The sequence below is a fragment of the Rhodobacter viridis genome, assembly GCF_003217355.1.
Taxonomy (GTDB): domain Bacteria; phylum Pseudomonadota; class Alphaproteobacteria; order Rhodobacterales; family Rhodobacteraceae; genus Rhodobacter; species Rhodobacter viridis.
Genome location: NZ_QJTK01000021.1, coordinates 14060 through 35688 on the forward strand (window position 1 = coordinate 14060; position 21629 = coordinate 35688).

The 21629-nt window shown below is 58.6% G+C and carries 14 protein-coding genes and 1 tRNA gene; 9 read left to right on the forward strand and 6 right to left on the reverse strand.

Translation table 11 applies throughout. The features are described 5' to 3' along the window. Positions 1–107: 107 nt before the first annotated feature. Complete coding sequence (locus C8J30_RS16860) at positions 108–1223, reverse strand: sulfate ABC transporter substrate-binding protein (protein WP_245909894.1); 1116 nt, start codon at positions 1221–1223, stop codon at positions 108–110. A 601-nt stretch (positions 1224–1824) separates the two neighbouring features. Here C8J30_RS16860 and C8J30_RS19280 point away from each other — a divergent pair. Together C8J30_RS19280 and C8J30_RS16870 are read left to right on the forward strand one after the other, a co-directional pair. Continuing rightward, on the forward strand, positions 1825–3921 hold the full coding sequence (locus tag C8J30_RS19280; RefSeq protein ID WP_181420929.1) for a calcium-binding protein: 2097 nt from the start codon (positions 1825–1827) through the stop codon (positions 3919–3921). A 193-nt stretch (positions 3922–4114) separates the two neighbouring features. Then, a tRNA-Phe gene (locus tag C8J30_RS16870) sits at positions 4115–4190 on the forward strand. Positions 4191–4221: 31 nt separating this feature from the next. Here the strand turns inward: C8J30_RS16870 and C8J30_RS16875 are convergent. From C8J30_RS16875 to C8J30_RS18395, 3 genes are read right to left on the reverse strand one after another with little or no spacing between them, the layout of a single operon-like run. Next, positions 4222–5334 carry a tyrosine-type recombinase/integrase gene (locus C8J30_RS16875; protein ID WP_110807089.1) on the reverse strand — a complete coding sequence of 371 codons (1113 nt, stop codon included), beginning with the start codon at positions 5332–5334 and terminating at the stop codon, positions 4222–4224. Further along, positions 5334–5633 (reverse strand): hypothetical protein, encoded by a 300-nt coding sequence (locus tag C8J30_RS16880; protein WP_245909896.1) that lies wholly within the window; start codon positions 5631–5633, stop codon positions 5334–5336. Before C8J30_RS16880 ends, C8J30_RS16875 begins: the two co-directional genes overlap by 1 nt. Next, positions 5581–5853 (reverse strand): hypothetical protein, encoded by a 273-nt coding sequence (locus C8J30_RS18395; RefSeq protein WP_146227947.1) that lies wholly within the window; start codon positions 5851–5853, stop codon positions 5581–5583. The genes C8J30_RS16880 and C8J30_RS18395 overlap by 53 nt, the downstream gene beginning before the upstream one ends. A gap of 140 nt (positions 5854–5993) precedes the next feature. Here C8J30_RS18395 and C8J30_RS16885 point away from each other — a divergent pair, with 140 nt between their 5' ends. The 7 genes from C8J30_RS16885 to C8J30_RS16910 all read left to right on the forward strand — a co-directional run bounded on the left by C8J30_RS16885 (position 5994) and on the right by C8J30_RS16910 (position 16397). Next, positions 5994–6416 (forward strand): helix-turn-helix domain-containing protein, encoded by a 423-nt coding sequence (locus C8J30_RS16885; RefSeq protein ID WP_110807092.1) that lies wholly within the window; start codon positions 5994–5996, stop codon positions 6414–6416. Between the two features lie 5 nt (positions 6417–6421). Further along, positions 6422–6838 carry a hypothetical protein gene (locus C8J30_RS18400; protein ID WP_146227948.1) on the forward strand — a complete coding sequence of 139 codons (417 nt, stop codon included), beginning with the start codon at positions 6422–6424 and terminating at the stop codon, positions 6836–6838. Continuing rightward, positions 6807–7058 (forward strand): FitA-like ribbon-helix-helix domain-containing protein, encoded by a 252-nt coding sequence (locus C8J30_RS19410; protein WP_110807118.1) that lies wholly within the window; start codon positions 6807–6809, stop codon positions 7056–7058. Before C8J30_RS18400 ends, C8J30_RS19410 begins: the two co-directional genes overlap by 32 nt. Positions 7059–7345: 287 nt before the next feature. Next, a complete protein-coding gene (locus tag C8J30_RS16895) occupies positions 7346–7552 on the forward strand; it encodes a type II toxin-antitoxin system Phd/YefM family antitoxin (protein WP_110807120.1) in 207 nt (68 codons plus the stop codon). Between the two features lie 64 nt (positions 7553–7616). Then, positions 7617–10868, forward strand: coding sequence for a helicase-related protein (locus C8J30_RS16900; protein WP_220033820.1), 3252 nt, complete (start codon positions 7617–7619; stop codon positions 10866–10868). Beyond that, positions 10865–14890 carry an Eco57I restriction-modification methylase domain-containing protein gene (locus tag C8J30_RS16905; protein ID WP_110807096.1) on the forward strand — a complete coding sequence of 1342 codons (4026 nt, stop codon included), beginning with the start codon at positions 10865–10867 and terminating at the stop codon, positions 14888–14890. Before C8J30_RS16900 ends, C8J30_RS16905 begins: the two co-directional genes overlap by 4 nt. Position 14891: 1 nt before the next feature. Beyond that, positions 14892–16397, forward strand: a complete 1506-nt coding sequence (locus tag C8J30_RS16910) for an OLD family protein (protein ID WP_110807097.1) — start codon at positions 14892–14894, stop codon at positions 16395–16397. Positions 16398–16488: 91 nt separating this feature from the next. Here the strand turns inward: C8J30_RS16910 and C8J30_RS16915 are convergent, their stop codons facing one another. Both C8J30_RS16915 and C8J30_RS16920 read right to left on the reverse strand, forming a co-directional pair. Beyond that, the gene (locus C8J30_RS16915) at positions 16489–20085 is read right to left on the reverse strand and encodes an AAA family ATPase (protein ID WP_110807099.1); all 3597 of its coding nucleotides are present in this window, start codon (positions 20083–20085) and stop codon (positions 16489–16491) included. Between the two features lie 166 nt (positions 20086–20251). Further along, positions 20252–21451: a Fic family protein gene (locus tag C8J30_RS16920; protein WP_110807101.1), complete on the reverse strand. Its 1200-nt coding sequence runs from the start codon at positions 21449–21451 to the stop codon at positions 20252–20254. Between the last annotated feature and the right edge of the window lie 178 nt (positions 21452–21629).

Consider the following 21629-nt stretch of genomic DNA (forward strand, 5'->3'; position numbering starts at 1 on the left):
GGACAGGAAAGCTGCCAAGGAAGCGTTGATGCGCCCGCGCTGCCGTGTCGTTGCGGCAAAACGAACGGCGCCCCCGAAGGGGCGCCGGGATTTGTGTCGGGCGGGGCTTATTTCGCCGTGTAGATCTGGTCGAAGATGCCGCCGTCGCCGAAATGCTCGGGCTGCGCTTTCGCCCAGCCGCCGAAATGCGCGATGTCCACAAGCTCCAGTTTCGGGAACCGCGCCACATCGGCCGGATCGGCTTTCGACGTGTCCCAGGCGCGGTAGAAGTTCTTGTAGGCGATCGCCTGCCCCTCGGGGCTGTAGAGGAAGTTCAGATAGGCCGTCGCCAGTTCCTTTTGTTCGTCATTGGCGATGTTGCCCTCGACCAGCGCCACCGGCGGCTCGGCCAGAACCGAGACCGAAGGCACGACGATGTCGAACTGATCGTCGCCGAGTTCCTTCAGCGACAGATAGGCCTCGTTTTCCCAGGCCAGCAGCACATCGCCGATGCCGCGCTGGGCGAAGGTCGTCGTCGCGCCGCGGGCGCCGCTGTCGAGGACCGGCACATGGGCGAAGAGTTCATGCTCGAATGCCTTCGGATCCTTGCCGTTCTTCTCGGCCCAGGCCCAGGCGGCCAGATAGTTCCAGCGCGCCCCGCCCGAGGTCTTCGGGTTCGGCGTGATCACCTCGACCCCGTCCTTGACCAGATCGCCCCAGTCCTTGATCCCCTTCGGGTTGCCTTCGCGCACCAGGAAGACGATCGTCGAGGTATAGGGCGAGGAATTGTGCGGCAGCGTGCCCTGCCAATCCTTCGGCAGCTTGCCCGCCTTGGCGATCTTGTCGATGTCCGAGGCCAGCGCAAGGGTGACAACCTGCGCATTCAGCCCCTCGATCACCGCGCGGGCCTGTGCACCCGAGCCGCCGTGCGAGGTTTCGATCTGCGGCGCGTCATGGCCCTGCGCGGCCCACCAGTCGGCGAAGGCGGCGTTGATGTCGCGATAAAGTTCACGCGTCGGGTCGTAGCTGACATTGAGCAACGATTCGGCCTTGGCTTGCGGGGCGACGGTGAGGCTGGCCAGAACCAGCGCCAGAAGGGCCGTGGTGCTGCGCGCGAGGCGGGAGATCGGCCAGCCGATCAGGCGGCGGTTGCCATCCGCAATGGTGACGCGGCCGTCGGAGTGATCGGCGGTTTTCACACCCTGTGCGGTGATGTGGCGGGAGAGCGAAATCGTGGTCAGCATGGTGTCTCTCGATCAGGAAAGGGGTTGCGAAAGCGGATGTGCCGGGAGGTGGCCCAGATGACGCGGTCCCAGGCAGGTCATCTGTCCCCGCATCGGCGCACGCAGGCTTGCGGCGGGAGCGGTCTGAGCATGGCGGATCATCGGCGTCTCCTTTCCGGCGGGTGATCAACGTGACACCTTAAATATACACAAAGTTGGTAGATATTATCAAGGAAATAATCGCGCCTTTATTGGTCGCGATTATAGAATTTAATTCTCCGAATCCCGGTGCGACTCGGCGGCAGGGATCGCTGGCCGCGACACCCTCCGCGACGCCAAGACGACTTGACGTGCGACCCGAGGCGGGCGGAGACTTCGGGTGTTGTCGTGCCGCGCGAAAGCCCGGGTGCGGGCCCAGCAGAAGGCTCGGACACCTTTTTCCGAAGGGAAATTGCACATGACGATCCGCGACCCTGTCCACTGAAACTCCACCGCCGCCGCGTCGTCGGGGGCGTCGGCAGCGCGCAGCTGGACAGGGCGCGTTTCGCAGCAATCCGAGAGTGATCGGGCGGAGGGACGCGACGCCGGTCACGCGTGGCTCTGGGGGGGCACGAAGATGACGATGCAGACGCTTTTCACGATCGGGCTGGACATTCAGGGCACCGATGGCCCGGATTACAAATCAGGAACCGCCGGGGCCGACACGATCTCGGGCTATGGCGGCGAGGATACGTTGCTGGGCAATGGCGGAGATGACGTGATCTATGCCGGGGACGGGGTCGACAGTGTCGATGGCGGCTCGGGCAATGACACGATCAATGCCGGGATCGGCAATGATTTCGTACAGGGCGGGGCCGGGGCCGACAGCATCGACGGCGAGTTGGGCGACGACACGCTTTACGGCGGCGGCGGCAACGATTTCTTCCGCGGGTCGGTCGGCAACGATGTCATCCGTGGCGGCGATGGCACGGATGAATACTGGTCGTCCGGGGTGGATCTGCACTGGCTGATGCTCGATGCGGCGACCTCGATCGAAGTGCTGTCGGGCGGCTTGGTCCGTGGCGGCGCGGGCGACGATCTCTTCGACATCACCGGCATCCAGACGTTTTCAAACGCCGGCACTTTCTGGCTGGGCGGGGGAAACGACAGCTTCCGCGGCTGTGCGCTGGCCGAAAATGTCGAAGCCGGCGACGGCAACGACAGTCTGAGCGGCAATGACGGCCGCGATACGCTGCTGGGCGGTGTCGGCAACGACACCCTTGTGGGCGGCGCGGGCGAAGACATTCTCGATGGTGGCTATGATGACGATCTCGTGCAGGGCGGCCTTGGCAACGACACGTTCCTGTCCTGCGTGGGCACCGATACCCTGCGCGGCGGCGACGGTACGGATACGTTCGACGACAATTGGATCGGAATCTGGCGGCTCCGACTCGATGCGGCTGCCTCGATCGAGATCTATCAGAGTTCCGACACCTGGGGGACAAGCCTCTCCGACAGGATCGACCTGACCGGGATCAGCAGTTTCGGCAATTCGAACCGGTTCTTTCTGATCGACGGCAACGACACGTTCCACGGCTCCGATCTGGCCGAGACGGTGACAGGCGGAAGCGGGAACGACCTGCTCATCGGCAATGGCGGGTCGGATACGCTTTCGGGCGATGACGGCAACGACCGGCTCTGGGGCGGTGACGGCAATGACAGTCTCGACGGCGGCTTCGGCGATGACGACCTGCAGGGGGGCGCGGGCAATGACACCCTGGTGTCGTCCCTCGGCGAAGACCGCTATGCGGGCGGCGGCGGCACGGACCGGTTTCAGGTCGGGGCAACGCTGCATCATGTGATCCTCGATGCCGCCGCCTCGATCGAGGTCTTCGATGGTTATGCGAACTGGGGCACCGCCACGGTCGATGTGATCGATCTGAGCGGGATCAGCAGCTATGCGCAGTCGAACACGTTCCATCTCGAGGCCGGGGCGGACAGGTTCCTTGGCTCCCGCGTGGCGGACTCGGTCGAGGGCGGAAGCGGCGCCGACCGGCTGAGCGGTGGCAGCGGCAATGATACGCTTTCCGGTGACAGCGAGAATGACACGCTGACGGGGGGCGCCGGACGCGACAGCCTGATCGGCGGGACGGGGGGCCATGACTGCGCAAGCTATGCCGATGCGACGGCGGGGGTGACGGCCGATTTGACCCATCCCGCGGCCAACAGCGGCTTTGCGCTGGGCGACAGTTACGGCGGGATCGAGGATCTGGAGGGCTCATCCTATGGCGACACGCTGCGCGGGTCGGCGACGGCGAACCGGTTGACCGGGAGCGCAGGGGCAGACCTGCTCGACGGCGCGAGCGGAGCGGATTGGCTGGTCGGAGGTGCTGGCACCGACACCCTCATCGGCGGGGCGGGAGCAGATACATTCGTGATCTCGACCGCGCTTGGGCCGTCGAATGTCGACCTGTTTCAGGACTTCACCGTGACGCTGGACCGGATTGCGCTCGACTCGTCACTTTTCCCGGGGCTTGCCCTCGGAGATCTCGCGGCCGATGCCTTCGTTCTGTTTGCCTCGTTCTCGGAAGCGACGACACCGGAGCAGCGGATCCTCTACGACGCGACCACCGGGCATCTCTTTTACGATGCCGATGGATCGGGCGAGGCTCCGATGATTTTGCTGGCCTCGCTTCCCGGCAGGCTTGATCTGACGGCGGATCAGGTCATGGTGATCTGACGCAGGCAAGGCGGCGGATTTTCGGATCCGCCGCAACTTTGCCCGGTGCACCTTCGCCGCGTGGCCCCCGCTGCAGCATCGGGAATGGAATTTTTTCCGCAAGAATCCGGCGATAGCCTCTGGACAGCCCCCGCGCCCTCGTCTAGTAAGCGCGCACCAACATTGGTTCGGCTCGACTGTCGAAGCAACCTGTGCCCAGATAGCTCAGTTGGTAGAGCAGCGGATTGAAAATCCGCGTGTCGCTGGTTCGATTCCGGCTCTGGGCACCACTTAAATCCCTGAAATCGCTAGGTTTTGTTTTCATTCCGATTTACCTTTCGGTTCGGGTTTGACGCTCTTGGCGGAAGGTTTGACAATCCGCGCCCGCCGCGCGTTCTCGGTTTCGAGAGTCGCCATCGTCTCGCGGTTCTTCGCTGCAAGGTTGGCAGAGCGCGAATAGTGCCTCGCCATTGACAGGGTTTTCTGCCCCAAAAGGTCGGCGATGCGGCGTTCGTCCAGCCCCGCCTCGCGCAGCGTGGTAGCCACGGTGTGGCGCAGGCCCTTGAGGGTGAGGCCCGGCTGGATCAGCCCCTCGGCCTCTAGCCCCGTCTTGAAGCGGTGCCAGACGGTGGAAAACCCGTTGTAGGTCCATTGCTCGCCCCGTGAATTGGCCAGCAGGGCGGGCGCGTCGTGCTGCGGTGCCTGTTTCAGGGCCGCGTGCAACGTGGGGCCGATGGGAATGGCGACTTCGACCCCGGTCTTGCCCCGCACGCCCCAGATAGTTTCCCCATCGATCTGGTCGCGCCGAAGGTTCAGCGCATCGGAGGGATCGAGGCCGGTGTTCATCAGGACGGCCAGAACCACCCTCACATGCGGGGGCGCGTGTTCCAAGACGATGTCGCACTCCTCCGGCTCCCACGGGCGGTTGGCATAGGCGAGCTTCGCGGGGCGGGGCTTCGGGATCACGCCGGTGGCGAAGTTGGCGGAGATCAGGCCCTTGGGGATGGCAAAGCGGAAGACCTCGCTGAGGAAGGTCCGCAGCATGTTTGCACGGCGCCAGCCGATCTTCTGCGCGGCCTTGTCGTGGATGCCTGCGACAAGTGGCGTGTCGATGGTGTGGATGGGGGTGTCGCGGATGGGCTCGAGAAAGTCGGCGCATTGCCGGTAGTCGCGCCGCGTCGCAGGGGCGAGATTCTTGAAATGCTCGGTCTCGTAATAGGACTGGATCAGCCCGCCCAACGTGCCGACCTTTGGTGCCTTCGCCTTGTTTGCCTCGGCGATGGCGGTGATCTTCTCGCATTCGGTGAAAAAGGCGGCCGATCCAATCGGGGCTTTCAAAAGGTCGATTTTCTGGCCGGTCTCGCGGTGGTAGCAGCGCATCCGACCGTGGCGATCCTTGAAGATCTTGAAGCCCTTGATGCGCACCGTTGTCATCAGAGGCGCGCCAGGATGGCGTCGTGCGTTGTGGCCTGCGTGCCGGTCTTCACATCGTCGATCCAGAGATCAAGGTCGCGCTTGTCCCAGAGCAGCACGCCCTGGCGCAGCTGGATCGGCTGCACCGGGCAGGCGATCTTGAAGTGCTTGACGGGAAGGCCTGCATAGCTGGCCGCCTCCGTCTCCTTGAACATGCGCTTTTCGATCACGCTGATGTTGAGATTGGTTGTCGACATGGGCTTCGCCTCATTCCTTGCCGGTTTGCAGGTCTGCCCGGCCGACAGGTTGACCGTCGACATGGGCAGCAGTCTGGTTGTTTGCATCATTGCCTGTGTGCCCGGCTGCCCGTGTGGCGGTTTGCCGGAACTTCTCCCAGCCGCTCATCGTCAGCAGGCGGGTTTTGGGTGATATCGCGAGGTATTCCAGCCGCCCCTCGTTCATCAGCGCACGAATTTGCGTGACGCTGATGCCGACAGCCTGGCTGAGTTCTCTGGGCGAGAACAGCTTTTCCTGAGACAAAACTATCTCCTTTTCGTAAGATGGCACGAATCTTCAAGTGCCACCCTAGGGACGGCACTTGAGGGCGATGAGAAACAAAGACGTTCAAATGTGCGTTTAGCATTCATTTGAACGCAACTGCAAGTGGTCTTGAACGAAAGATGGCACAACGCCCCTACGACTATCTGACGGCGCTTGGGGCGCGGCTTGCGATCACACGCAACGAACTCGGCATATCGCAGGCGAAAATGGCCGAATCCCTAGGGATGTCGCTGCGGGCCTACCAAAGCTACGAACTGGGCAAGCGTTCGATCCCCGTCGAGGCGCTGGTTGAGCTGCACCGCCGGTTTCAGGTCGACCTGTCGTGGGTCCTTCTGGGGATGGAGGCTGCCCGTCCGGGACATGATCTCGCTGCGCTTGAGCGGTTCGAGGTCGCCTTGGACAAGTTCCTTACCTCATCCGACATTCGACTGAAAAGCGAAAAGCGCGGGGCCATCGTGGCCCGCTGGTATCGGTCTCTCCTCGAAGGAAAGCCGATCGACATGGACGATGTCCGTACCTGGATAGAACTACTCACGGAGTGAAACGAGTGCTGGAAGCCTCCCCGCGGTGGAACCGCCAACGACTGGCGGTTCTTGAAGCCGCTGACTTTGAACTCAAGCGGTTGTTTGCCGTTTTGTATTTGATTTCATCTACTTCAGCTCTGATCTATATGTCCGGATGGCTGCGCTTCAACTTGTTTGACCTTCCCGTTGGCCCTCTGTCTAACGGCACAATTATGGCATTGACCTTGACCGCAATAGCCGGGCTGCTCCAAGCAGTGATGCTGCCGGCAGTTGCGGTCGCCCTCGGGGTCGAACGGCTGCTGCAACGCCGCATTGGCTCCCTCGACCGACGTGAAGCACGGCTCAAGCATCACCCCTTGCATGAACTACAAGCCCTGCCAAACTACTGGGAAGAGGTTGGGGACGCACATGGGAAGTATCACGATCAGCAAATTGGATGACGACTTTGAAAGCCGCCTCCGACTTAGGGCGGCGAAACATGGGCGAAGCATGGAAGACGAGGCAAGGGATATCCTCCAGGAGGCTCTCTCTGTACAAGTCAACACGTCCAACCCCCGTCATCTTGGTGAGAGGATACACGCCCGGTTTGCGGCGGTCGGAGGTCTGGAATTACAGCACTCAAGATCCATCGCCACGGGCCCTGCCAAGTTATTCACATAGCTCTTGGGCGCGACCACACAGCGTCAAGCCCACAGCAAGGTTGAGGCATGTGGCATCTCTCCCAGCAATTCGCACACCCCCTCCTGCTCACGCCCTCTGTCTCTCGACAAAAATGTAGCGAGGGTAGATCAACAAATACTTGATTTTATTATAGAATTTAGGAGGTTTGGGCGAGCTTTGCAGTGATGAGTTGGCACGCGTGGCAGCTGCTGCACCCCCAAGTGACCATTGCGAGAAAGAGCCATTTCGTCCTAAATGGCTCAACTTCGTTTCAGCGGGGCTTGAAGATGAAGACGATGTCGGCGCGAGAAGCAAAAAACGGGTTTGGTCTTCTGATCGACACCGCGCGTGCGGAGCCGGTGCTGATAGAAAAACACGGACGTGGCGTTGTGGTGGTCATCTCATTGGAGCAGTTTGAAAGGCTCTCTTTGAGGGCTGGTGGCGGAGGTTTTGCGCTAGAGGATAGCATCGGCTCCAAGGGTGGCACCCACTAGGGCCTCGGGGCGTCTTTGCCGGCGCGTAGCACGTAGTATGAATGATATGGCATTAGGAGTGGACGTGAAAGCGGGACGATCAGGGATCAAAGATAACCGCAGCAGGGGGGCTGTTCGGGACTTCATCATTGAACGCGCAGTTCCGGCTAGTCGCCTGTCTGTTGTTTCTGCCTATTTCACGACCTTCGCCTACGACCGTCTACGCGAAACGCTTGATAACGTGGGACATATGCGTTTCTTGTTTGGCGAGCCTAGGTTCTTGAAAGATGCCGACAATGCAGATCTCGTGCCTCCAGCTTTTTCGTTCGATGAGTCCGGCCTACGCTTGAACGAACAAATCCGTCAGCGGTCGGCCGCTCTACGATGCGCTCGTTGGATCAAAGATCGCGTCGAAATACGGTCGGTGAAACGCTCGGGTTTGCTACATGGAAAGCTCATTCATGTTGACGATGGTCGACGTCCGCATGCGCTGCTTGGTAGTTCGAACTTCACGATCAACGGGCTTGGATTGGGTGACTCTCCAAACATCGAACTCAATTTGATTGTCGATAGTGATCGTGACCGCGAGGATCTCCTCGCTTGGTTTGACGAGCTATGGAACGACGCCGTACTGACCGAAGACGTGCGCGATGAAGTACTTCGCGCGCTCCAGGCCAGCTACGCTCACGCGACCCCAGAGTTTGTATACTTCAAGACTCTGCTGCACGTTTTCGGCGACTTCCTTAGCGACCAAGCGGCTGAAGACGCATTGATTCAGCAAACTGCGTTCGAGCAAACTGCAATTTGGCGCAACTTGTTCGACTTCCAGCGCGATGGTTTGCGCGCCGTTCTCGGGAAAATCGAAAAGCACGGCGGGTGTATACTCGCTGACAGCGTGGGTTTGGGCAAGACGTTCACCGCGCTGGCAGTAATCAAGTGGTTCGAGAAGCGCAACAAGAACGTGCTAGTGCTTTGCCCCAAGAAACTTCGCGAGAACTGGACCGACTACCTTGCAACCAATAACAGCGAGATGAACCCGCTTCGGGAAGACAGATTTGGCTATACTGTTCTGTCTCATACCGATCTTTCGCGTGAGAAGGGCAAGGTCGGCGATATTGATCTCTCGCGTATCGAATGGGGTAACTATGACCTGGTTGTGATTGACGAATCTCACAACTTCCGAAGTGCAGCTCGGAACAAGACCGTCGGTGGGCGACGCAGCCGATACGAGCGGCTGATGGACGAGGTGGTCAAGGCAGGGATTTCGACAAAGGTGCTGCTGCTATCGGCAACACCTGTTAACAACGATCTTAGTGATCTCAAGGCCCAACTCGACCTGATCTCCGCCGACAAAATCGACGGTTTCACTGAACTCGGCGTCCCGAACCTTGGCGCACTGATTGGTGGCGCAAGACGACGCTTTGCCGATTGGGCGAAGAGCGGCAGCCGAGATGCCGGAGAACTGCTCAACAAACTACCGCCTGCTCTGTTCGGCCTGCTCGACGGCGTGACCATCGCGCGTTCGCGCAAGCACGTCGAACGCCACTATGCTGGGTCAATGGAGAAGATTGGCGGGTTCCCGAGACGCGCGGCACCCGAGTCCGTTTTCGCCAACATCGATGTTCTGGGCGGCTTTCCAGCCTTTGAGGAGGTGGATTCCGCAATTAGCAAACTTGAGCTTGCGCTCTACGGTCCGCTGACATTCGTCTTGCCTGAGTTTCGCTCTCTCTATGACAAGGGGGGGAATTTTGACCAGGCCAATCGCGAAAAGTATCTCATCGCGATGATGAAGGTCGGTTTCCTGAAGCGCTTGGAAAGCTCAGTAAGCTCTTTCCGACTGACGATGGATCGAATGATCGCCCGTATCGACCAACGGCTGACGGATATCGAGGTCTTTGATGCGAACGCGGCCTTCGACATGCCTGCGCCGGACGAGACCGAACTGGATGAAGAATTGGAAGAAGCTTTCGAGGTCGGCGGTGCTTTGAAGTATAGGCTTTCGCATATTGATCGTGCGGCGTGGAAGGCGGCGCTGACGCGTGATCGCGACCGTATCGTCGCGCTGACCACAGAAGCGCGAAATGTCACGCCAGATCGCGACGCGAAGCTGGCACGGCTCAAGGAAATTATTCGGAATAAGGCGAACGAGCCGACGATCAACCTGGACGGTGAAACAAACCGAAAAGTCATTCTGTTCACAGCGTTCACCGATACAGCCCGCTATCTGTACGAGGAATTGCTCCCCGTCGCCCGCGAATGCGGGCTACACGCAGCGTTGGTTACAGGCGATGATTGTAAGGCGACCTTCGGTCGAGCGCGATTTCAGGATGCGTTAGTTAATTTCGCGCCGCGTGCCAAACGCCGTTCCGCAATGCGCGGTACCGAGGCCAATGGTGAAATTGACTTGCTAATTGCAACCGACTGTATTTCCGAGGGCCAGAATCTCCAGGATGCTGATCTGCTGGTGAACGTGGACATTCACTGGAATCCGGTCCGCCTCATTCAACGCTTTGGACGGATTGACCGAATTGGTAGTCGCAACGCAACCATTCAGATGGTCAACTTTTGGCCGACAGAGGACTTGAACAAATACTTGCACCTCAAAGATCGTGTTGAGTCCCGCATGGCATTGGTTGATCTCTCAGCCACCGGCGACGACGATTTGCTCAACGCTCGTACCGGTGCCGACGTCGACGCACGCTGGCGCGATGATCAACTCTTGAGACTAAAGGATGAAGCCTTCGACCTAGAGGAAACCGGAGGCGGCGTGACCCTTTCCGATTTCGCGCTTGACGATTTTCGCGCAGACCTTCTTGGTTTTGCTCGCGCCAACGAGCAGGCATTACGCGACGCTCCGCTCGGACTGCACGCGGTCGTCCCCAACGTATTCGAGGGTGGTACCCTCGAAACCGGCGTCATCTTCTGCCTGCGTCGTCGTCCACCAGATCCGAATCCAGAACAGGCGAAGATCAACCCTCTCGATCCGCACTATTTGGTCTACGTGAAGGACGACGGGACGGTTCGTTTAGGCTTTGGTCAACCCAAGCCAATCTTGGACGCTTTTCGTTCACTCTGCTTGGGTCGAGGCGCGCCGTTCGAGGCGCTTTGCAATGCTTTTGACGACGAGACAGACCATGGCGAGAAGATGGATCGTTACGATGAGTTGATACGCGCTGCGGTAACTTCAATTGGCGAGACTTCAGCTACCCGTACCCTGACAGCGCTGACTGGGTCTCGGGGCGCTCGGGTGCCCGACGGCACTGCACAAGCCCGGGTTAGCATGGACTACGATCTCATTACTTGGCTCATCATCAGGCCGACTGTGAGGGAAAAATGACCCACTCGGCAGAACGTCTCGCGCAGATCCGAGATGCAGTTTCAGGGCTAGCTGGCGGCGATCTTGCTGGAGCAGGGCGGCAACTGCTTGATGTCATGGGCTACCGCAGCCCTAAGACATTGGATGCACCGAACGCACCTGCTCTTTTTCTAGGCGCACTCGGCCTGGATGCGACGCGTATCGACACGCATCGATGGCTCGCGGTGCACTTTCTTTTCCAGCTCACGGGCGATGAAATCCCGGCTCTTTCGCGTGGTGCGGATCCTGAAACCGGAGTCAGCTTCCAGCGCGGTGCATTCGACTCTTTCGTATTCCTTGCGATCGATCTGAATGATGGCAACTGGTCGCGTAGGCAGCTTGTAGCAATCGTGCGGGAGCTTAATCGCGGGTTCGCCATGCCTGCGATCGTTTTGCTGCGCCACGGCGGGCGTGCGACGCTGACAGTCATCGATCGCAGGGCTAACCGGCGCGATCCCTCGCGTGACGTCGTAGGCGGCCGGATCAGTCTGGTTAAAGATATCAACCTTGCTCGACCGCATCGGGCCCATGTGGAAATCCTCGCCGACCTGTCATTCCCTGCGCTCGCCCGGCGCAAGGCTCCCTCGGATTTCCGCGCGCTCTACGATCTGTGGCTAGAGACGCTCTCGGCGGCCGAACTCAATAAGCGCTTCTATGAAGAACTGGCCAACTGGTTCGCCTGGGCAAGCACGAGCGCGCCGGTCGCCTTCCCGAAGGGACAAGGCAAGGGTGAGGGTGCCAAGGAAATCGCGCTGATCCGCCTGCTCACGCGGCTCATGTTCGTCTGGTTCATCAAGGAAAAGGGTCTGGTTCCAGAGACGCTTTTCGATGGGCCGTTCCTCGCGAAGCTCCTGAAAGAGCCGCCTGCGGCGACGCCCGGGGGCCACGGCTACTATCTTGCCGTCCTCCAGAACCTGTTCTTTGCAACCCTCAACACTGAAATGTCAGAACGGCGCTGGCGGCAGGATGAGGGCGGGCAGTCGAAGGACTACCTCGGCCACCACGTCTATCGTCACGCGGCCCTATTCGCCGATCCGGACCGGGCGCTGGCAGCTTTCGCCGACGTGCCGTTCCTTAACGGCGGTCTCTTCGAATGCTTGGATACGGAGATTGGCAGTGATGATCCGCGCGCCGGACATGGCGAGCGGGAGCGCGGGCGGCTGATCCTCCGCATCGACGGCTTTTCAGACCAGACCGACAAGCAGCCGCGCCTGCCGAACGCCCTGTTCTTTGGCGGGGCGAAAGGGATCGATCTGTCCGGTTGGTTCGAGAAGGCCAAGACACCGCGTGATGTACCTGGCCTGATCGACCTTTTTGAGCGTTACAAGTTCACGGTCGAAGAAAACACGCCTTTGGAAGAGGAGGCCGCACTCGACCCCGAACTGCTGGGCAAGGTGTTCGAGAACCTACTCGCTTCCTACAACGAAGACACCGCGACAACCGCGCGAAACAAGTCGGGCAGTTTCTACACCCCGCGCGAGGTGGTCGACTTCATGGTGGACGAAGCGCTCGTCGCGTGGCTTTTACCGAAACTGCCAAGTGAACTTGACCTGAACGGCGGCAAACCGCGTCAGCAGGGGCTTGATCTTGGCGCTGCGCCCGGTGAGCTGGATCTGGAAAGCCCTCCCTCGACCCAACCCGTGGCGACTGTGAGCAAAGATGAGCAGCGCCTGCGCAATCTCCTCAGCTTTGCAAGCCGCGAGCACGACTTCAGCCCGGCCCAGGTGGATGCACTGATCGCCGCCATCGAAAGCTGCAAGGCAATCGACCCGGCTGTTGGTTCGGGTGCCTTCCCTCTCGGTCTGCTGCAAAAGCTGGTGCACATGCTCGACGTGCTCGATCCGGGCGGGCAGAAATGGCGTGCACGCAACCGGCACTACTATGAGCGGCGGCTTGCAGAAGCCGAGGCCATCCCGGCCGTAAATGAACGCGCGGCCGAGATCGAGAAAGCCGAGGCGGCGCTGGCCGAGTTCGATGCCAAGTTCGAAAGCGGTCACGAAAAGGATTACACCCGCAAGCTGTTCCTGATCGAACGTTGCCTGCATGGCGTGGATATTCAGCCGATCGCCGTGCAGATCGCCAAGCTGCGGTGTTTCATCAGCCTTGCGGTCGAACAGAAGGAAGACCCCACGCGCCCCAATCGGGGGATCACTCCGCTGCCCAACCTAGAGGCCAAGTTCGTCGCCGCCAATACCCTGACGCCGCTGCACCGCCGCGGTCAGGCGGGGCTGGTCAGCCAGGATTTGCTCAAGAAACAACGGGCGCTGCGTGAGGCCAACCGGGCCTTCTTTGCTGCCGCGAATGGTGCGGCCAAACGGCGGGAACAGCGCAGGATCAAGCAACTGCGCGCGGAAATCGCCGAAGAGGTGGCGCGCGACCACGCCTTTGTCAGCGAAGACGCAAGGAAGCTTGCGGCGTGGGACCCATTCGACCCGAACGCCTTCGCGCCCTTCTTCGATGGCGAATGGATGTTTGGGCTGGATGCGTCGGTCAACGAGGGCTGGTTCGACATCGCCTTCGCCAATCCCCCCTACATTCGGCAGGAAAAGATCGAAAGCTTTCGGGTGAACGACAATCCCGTGATCGCCAAAGCTCAACTCAAGGCGGATTACAAGACCTTTGCCGGGACAGCCGACATCTACGTGTATTTCTATGAGCGGGCGCTGCGGTTGCTAAAGCCGTCGGGGGCACTTGCCTTCATCACTTCGAACAAGTGGTATCGCTTGCCTTATGGACGAGGTCTTCGGGACTGGCTCAGTACTCACGCGCGCATTCAAAGCATCATTGATTTTGGAGATGCACCAGTATTTGAGGCGATCGCTTACCCCACTGTTCTCGTGGCCACCAGAAAACCGGCACCAGGAAGGCCATCGTCCAGAGAAATCGTACGCGCGCTCAACTGGGTGCCTACCGATGGCGAAGACCCCAGAGAGTCTGTCAAGCGATTTCCTCAGGTCTTCGCTACTGAAGCGTTCGAAATGCCTCAAGCTGAATTGGTAAGCAGTCCTGACTGGCAGTTTATCCCGCGCTCGTCTGGTGAAGTTTTGTCTCGCCTACGCTCGGCGCCTTTAACTGTGCAAGACTTTACCGTCGATGCAGTGTATCGGGGTATCACTACAGGATTTAACGACGCCTTCGAGATTGATGATACCGAACGGATGGCTCTCATCAAAGAGGATGAATCTTCGCGTAAGGTCATAAAACCCTTGCTAAAGGGAAAGGACCTTACACGCTGGTCCACACCAGAGGCGAGAAGATGGATCATTTTCGTTCGAAGGGGCACTCAGATTTCTGACTATCCCGCTATTGAACGCCATCTCTCTAAATTTCAAGAAAGGTTGAAGCCGAAACCTAAAGACTGGACAGGCGCTTGGTCGGGTCGAAAGCCAGGCAGTTACGAGTGGTTTGAAATTCAAGATAACGTCGCCTATTGGCCAATCTTCGAACGAAAGAAGGTCGTATCCAACAAGGTCACAGACAAGCCGAACTTTTCGATCGATTCCGGCAAGTCGTATCTGGCAAACACGGCATACTGCTTTGAGTCAAACGACGCTGAGTTCGTTACCGGAGTTTTGAATTCTAGTACGCTCCACTACGTAGCGAAGAGGGTTTTCGCTGATAAAGAAGGGGGATTTTATGAAGTGCAACCGTCGGCGCTTCTCGACCTTCCAATGCCCAGATGTGGCGATGAAGAGAAGAAGCTCTTGTCCGGAATTGTCATGGCTTTGGTCGCTGGCGCTGACCGCCCGCGCCTCGAAGCCCTGATCAATGCCTTCGTCTACGAACTTTTCTTCGCCGACGAACTGCATGCACGAAGGCTCTACCCCTTCGCCGCAGCGCGCGAGGCCGGGTTAATGAAGCTGGCGGGCCTGGAAGGTGAAGCGCTGGCGCGGGCCGCAAATGACTGGTCCCGCTGCCTCGCCGACCCCGCCCACCCCCTATACGCCACGCTCTTCGACCTGCAGTCGATCGACGCGGTCAGGATCATTGAAGGGCGCACGTAAGATGGCGTTGGCACCTGGAGATGGAGCGGCGCCGCCGCCCGCGCCGCTGCGGATCGAAGCCATCGCGTTGCGCGCCTACCGTGCGTTCAGCGCTGAACAGAAGATTCCGGTCGGTGGTCGGAATCTGATCGTCTACGGCGAAAACGGCGCTGGCAAATCCTCGATCTACAAGGCGCTACGCGACCTCTTCGCCCGGCGCCCCAATCGCAACGCGCTGAAGGACAACGCCCATGTCCACCCGCTAGACCCATCCCTCACACCCCGCATCACTGTTACCTTCAACGATGGCAATGCGGCGCTGGAATGGACCGAAGCGCGCCACCCCGGCCAGCCGACTGCCGACCCGCGTGTAGCGATGGCGGCGCTGCGCAGTTCGTTCCTCGACTATCACGCGCTGCTGGAAACCAACGCCTTTCACGGTCAGCGCCGCCCGAACCTGTTCAGCCTCGCCATCGAGACGCTGCTCGCCGACTACGCAAACGCCACCACGACCGCAACCTTGGGCGAGCTTTGGGCAAAGGTCGAACGCGCGAAACCGTTCAAGCACTTCCAAAGCGGCGTTCATCTCCCACCGGTTCAGGCTGCCTGTGACGCCTTAAATTCAGGCTTTCAGGCTGCACTCGACGCTCTTCTGCCTCACGTCAACACGCTGCTGACGGATCTCGGACACCCGGAAATGGAGCTCGAACTTTTCGAGCGGGGGACGGTCGCATACAACAACGCGCGTCTAAGGTCGGATCGCGGGTTCACAGGTCGCGAGTTGTTCCTGCGCCTGAAGTTTCGTGGCCATTATCCCGAACAGCCCCAGCACTTCCTGAATGAAGCGCGGCTCTCTGCCCTCGCGTTGGCCTTCTACCTGGCTGGCCGCCTTGCCTGCGTGCCCTCGGCGCCTTCGCCCGCACTCAAGCTTCTGGTGCTGGACGATGTGCTGGTCGGCCTTGACTATGCCAACCGACGTCCGCTGCTGGCCGTGTTGGCGAACCACTTCTCGGACTGGCAGATCGTACTGCTTACCCACGACCGCCATTGGTTCGAGGTCGTGCGTGCAGCAATCCCAACCGATCGTTGGACGTGCCACGAGATGTACGAAATGGTCGCAAAGACAGGCGAGGCGACGCCTTTGTTGCGCTCGGTGGAAGCCGACATCGTAGTGGCTACGCTGAAGCAGGCTCGCGATTTTATTGCGCAGAAGCATTTACCCGCCGCAGCGAACTACGCGCGATCTGCTTGCGAGCTATTGTTGCGCAAGCAGTGCGAAAAGAGAGGCGTGAAGTTTCCATATAACCCCGACCCCAAGAAGATCATTTTCGAGAAACTCAAGAAGGGTCTTGAGGATGACCTTGTCGGGAACCAGGCTAAGCTCAACGCACTGGCTGCAATCACTCCCCATCAGGCCAGGATCCTCAACCCACTGTCGCATGATCCGACGACTTCGCTGAACGAAGCTGAGGTGGTGGCGGCTATTGACGCGGTTGAGGCCTTAATGACGGCACTTCGAGCCAGTTGATTGGCTCGGGCAGGCGCGGGACAGCAGGGCTTAAGCGAAGTGTTGCGTTTCAACAGGTGCTGCGTTTCATCTGCCATCAAAGTTTAACCAACTATCCGAAATGCTCATCTATTACTTTGGACGCGTCTCCGCTCAACGTAGGACCTTCAAACGTTTCAACTAGCCTCCCGCTGAAGTATTTTTCATACCAGGCCTTCTTTTCGTCCATGTGCTTTGCATACTTTTCTGATGATGCCATGCCCCAGTGCTCCCAATAGAACTTCTCACCGTTCCAAATGATGGAGAAATCAGGGAGATACATCGTCCCATCAGGCGCGATCAGTGGTGTTTCATATTCAAAGGCAACGCCGCGCTCGTGAAGCAGATTTGCAATAATCACCTCTGACTTCGAGCGAACCATATCGCCGCTCAAAGCCTCGTGAATTTTGCCTTCTTCATACCAACCTTTGCGATGGACGAGTTCATCTGGAACGGCGTGGAAGTTCCCTTCGAAGAGAGAAGAGTTGATCAGTGCGGTCTGAGTGTTTTCGGGTCGTCTCGCCGATAGCAAAGTTGAGATATTCCCCTGAACTAGAAGTGTGCAGTGCTTAGTCGCGCGGGTTAGTGCCGTATAGATCAATTCAGATGATAGAGAGCGCGTTCTTGATTTTGGTACCACTACATACGTATGCTCAAATTCGCTCCCTTGTGCTTTGTGGACTGAGATCGCATAGGCAAGCTCAAGGTTGCCTTCGACACTTTCCGAACTGCCGTTGGGGAGTTCGCGCCCGTAGGCAACTCCAAGGTGGTCTTTTCTTGCAAACTTCACTTGAAACCTTTTCATTCGAAACCGCTTTTTACTCGCATCAAATCCATGCTTCTGTACAAACCCGATTTCACCGTTAAAAATCTCTGCCCGCTCTGAGTTTCGTGTGTTGAAGTTATACGCCCAGATCGGATCGGATTTTGGCCTGTTCCGATATTGGATTACCTTGTCAAAAAGCGTGATGCCGTCGACGGCGCCAAACCAGTTCATTGTCCCTCTTGCTACCCGGTCCTGAAGTGCTTCGTTCAGGGCTTCGAGGCCGTGAGGCTCTGCGCGGTGAGGCGTGAGAACCTGGTACTTTTCCGGCATCCAGTCAAACGCAGTTCGCCAGAGTTCGTAGGGCTTTTCCTCGCTCAAAGCCTGGCCAGTATGCGTAGACATATCTGTTTCGATTTCTTTGATTAGTCGGTCTGCCAATTTTGCGGGATCATCCCAGTAGATGACGCGAAGATCCTTATCGACAGCGCCACCTCTGTGAACGGATGACAGGAGGGCCTCAGCGCGCGGTGAAGTTGCCTCTCCATCCTCACGCGCCGCCGCACCTACGAACAGGTCCGCTAGGTCGAGTATGGCAGTGCCTTGCCCCGTAATGGAGTTCCCCATTTGGCGAAGATTCTGATCGAGACGCGCGATACTGCCGTTGTCCTTTCGGTCAAGCCAAACAATCGTATCCGCGAACACCCGGCCTCGACCGATCGGCGGAAGCTGATTGGGGTCACCAACGAGGATGAAGCGGCGCACCTGCCGCCAATCGATTGCGCGAACTAAGCTGGCCATTAACCCGAGATCGAGCATCGAGGCTTCGTCCACGATGATTGTGCCGCTACCCTCGCGCTTCCCGCCGCTTCGCCTGAAGGTCAGATTGTTGTTCAGCCAGCCGCCCTTTGCCAAGAACGAGTGAACGGTCGAGGTCTCAACCCGGTCAATCCCCCTCTCATGAAGCTTCGCGCGAACTCGGTCCGAAGCTTTGCCGGTTGGTGCCATCACTGCAATAGGCGCCCCGTCCCCTTCGGTCTGACGAACGGCACGAATAATCGCACAAATGACAGTTGTTTTTCCGGTTCCAGCAGCACCGGTGACTACAGCCAAAGGGCGGCGGAAGATCGCTTCGCACGCTTCTGCTTGAGCCGATACAGCCTTCGTGTATTGCTCCCTTGCCTTGATAAGAAGAAAGCTCTTCTTGTCGAGGATTTCTTCTTTCCAGTCGCTCTCCAAGAAGGGCCTCTGCAATTGGATGTCTGCGCGCCCAGAAATTTTAGTCAATGCGTCTTCAACGTCTCTCTCATCATCGTATACATCCGGTAAATATAGCCACAATCTGTTGGACTCTTGACGCAATACCAGCGCTTCTTCGAGTGTCAATCGGTCGACTTCGAAGTATCTTTCGGTGAAATGCGCAGTCTTCCATTCAGGCAGTTTCTGCAGGCGCGCGTTCACTTCGGCAAGAATGCCGCCCGCGGCCCTGAAGGTTTGATTTGGCTCTCTTTTCAACTGCTCGACACAAAGCGCTCGGAAGCGCCTTGCATCGTCATACTCCATGTCTGCAAGAGGCTCGCCTCCAAGTTCCGGCGACGGCAGCACGCCGCGATCAATCGTCCCCCATGGGATCGTATCATCGGGACTGTCGCCAACATATCGTTCTGAGAGGATGTAGGGGTTCTTCGCCACAGCACTGCAGTCCGACGTCAGGCCATGCTCTGCCCGAATGCGTTCGTCGTCGCTGACAATTTTTTCGATCTGATCGAGGCTGAGATCGATCCGGGGGAGCACGTCCTTCAATAAGATCCTTGCGTCGTCCGACTTCAACAGCCACTGCCTCGCCAGCTTGGCCCGCGGCTTTCCCATCAGACCGTAGGGTGCAACTTCGATGCCGCTGTCCACAGCCTCGAATAAGAGCCTGTGCGCGTCTTGTGACTTACCTTGCGCAATAAGCTTGCGGGCATGATCGGTCGCTTGATCTGCCCCAAGGAACCGCATCACATTAAGCAAGCCTGGATAAAGGCCACGCCTATTCCAAAGGTCGGTAATGCAGCCCAGAATCCAGCGTTCGCGCTCCTCCCAGTTCTCGCTCGCATCGCCAAGATTCCTTAACTCCCGGACAGAGCCGAGAAATTGCTCAAGCAATCCAATAGCGTCGTCATTGGTCAAAAGCCGCGCCCCATACTTGCATGTCCGCGGATTGTCAGGATAGATCACAAATCGATTGAGCGCCTCGGGATCATCTCGATAAAGATGGTACGGTAGCCGCAGCCCTTCATCAGGGTAAAGAGAGGTCACGTTACGACCCCAAATCATCCCTCCCGCAAATCTTTCGCTGATAGCGTCGCTTACGTTGTCATAAGTCATGCGATCGGAGACGTTCTTGACCCGTGAGACTCCCACCAAGACATAGCGCGGGCTTTCTTCCTCGCTAAAAGGGTTAGAATAATTAGCATAGTAAAAGATCAAGCTGCTAGAAGCTTTGATGCTTGCGAAAAAAGTGTCGGCGTTCTCAGAACGTCGATTGTTGTCCAGTTTCCCATCCGCGTAGACGTCTTCGCTATACATAGCCTCATATGGCCACACACATGTCGTCGCAGGAGGAATGTCCCATTCCGTTCGGCTTGCGCCATCGGCGAAGAAATCAGGCGGGTTCGAATATCCGCGAATCGTGTCCGGCCCAAATGTATTAGCGCTGTAGACACAGGGTGGAAGCTCTTCACTTTCTAACCCTGAGATGGCCTTGCCGGCGTTCTTAGCTTCTTGTTCCAGCTTGCGCTCACGAGCGATCACATCGCCAGGATAGGATTGGCACCCAACGCAGTAGCTGTTGAGTTCCGGTCGCTCACATATGCGGCCGTCCCACCCGTTGTCATGCCATGCAATTCTTGCCGTTAAATGCACTACCGTAACTCCTCTACGTAGCGAGTGCTATCATATCCTAGATATCCACGTCCGAAGTCAGTTAAAACTACCCGGCAGCTTTGCCCTCGTCCACAAACGATTCAGAATTGATCTCAACCAGAGAAGTCTCATCGCCTCGGACCGCTTCCAACACCGATGAACAAGCCTACCGCTCCGGGAAAAGTCCCGGCATCCAGTCGCTCGCCAACCTAGCCGGGAAGCTCAACCTCAAAGGCGCGCGTTGGGTGTCTGACTTCAGCGCTCCCATTGCCTGCAGTTCCGCAGTGACTTTTCGCGTCTGACGGTCGGAGACGCCGAGAAGGCTGGGCAGTGCTCCGCGCTCGACTTCGCCGGACATCAGCGCCTCGCGCATCACGGTATCTGCGCCCTTGGCCAGCGTTCCTTTGGCCATCTCGCCTTTGCACCAAGTCATTATCCTCTCGCGCAGGCGCTGTGGTTGCATCAGGGTTTCCATGAAGCGGACCTGGTCGATGCAGGCTTCAAGGAAGAAGGTCGCGAATTCGGCCAGGCGCTGTTCAGAGAGGTTGCCTCGGCCGTCAGCGCCGCCGTGGCGCGGTTCGTCGGCGGCCATGAGACGTTGCTTGTATTCGGCTTCCCGGCGAGCAAGGCCCCGCGCGGCGGACCAGAGGCCTTCGGAGCCGACTGTATCCCTCAGCATGGCATGGGCGACCATGCGCGAGACGCGGCCGTTCAGGTCAATGAACGGGTGGACCCAGACAAGGCGATGGTGGGCACAGGCCGTGGCGATGATCGCGCCGCTTCGGCCCTGCAGCCCGTACATCTTTCGCATGTGCGCCAGAAGGCGCGGCACGGCGCCAGGGCTTGGGGCGACGTGCTTGCCGACCTGGACAAAGTCCGTCCGGAATTCGCCGGGGACTATGGGAAGCTCTGTGCCGTCAGGCCTGTGCACGACGAGCAATTCCGGGGGCAGGTTCTGGCAGAAGCGGCGATGGATTTCCCGTAGGCTGTCGGGGGCAAGTGGGTGGTCGGCCAGGCCGCCCGTGTCGATCCAGCGCTGCACTTCGATATGGGCGACGGCTTCAAGCTGCAGGTTCCGTTTCTCGACGTCTGCACTGAAATCCTTGTTCAGCGCGCGCTCGATGTCGATTGGGTGGGTGTTGTGGCCCTCGATCAGGTTCGAATAGTAGCAGTTCATCGATCGGACGAGATCGGCCAGCGGCGCCCGGATGCCTTCGGGTAGGGACGATCGCAGCGCTGACGACTGGCTGGCCAGCTCGACGGCAAGGTCGTTCAGGGGAGCGCGATACCTTGACGCTTCCTCAGGGATCAGCGGCTCGACGATGGTGATCGCTTCGCCCTTGTCTGCTATGGTGTCGGTCGACATGGCGCATCCTTGATGCAAGGCTTGTTGGCCCCGTTTGAGTTCCGGTTCATGTTCCGGGCTCGGCGAGGAGCTTAGCGCACTTAACATCAATAAAATAGAGAAAAATTTGATGCCATGATCTCAGGAAGAGTTGGTTCTGTTCCGCCAAAAGTTCCGTTTCAAGTTCCGGTTCCTGCCC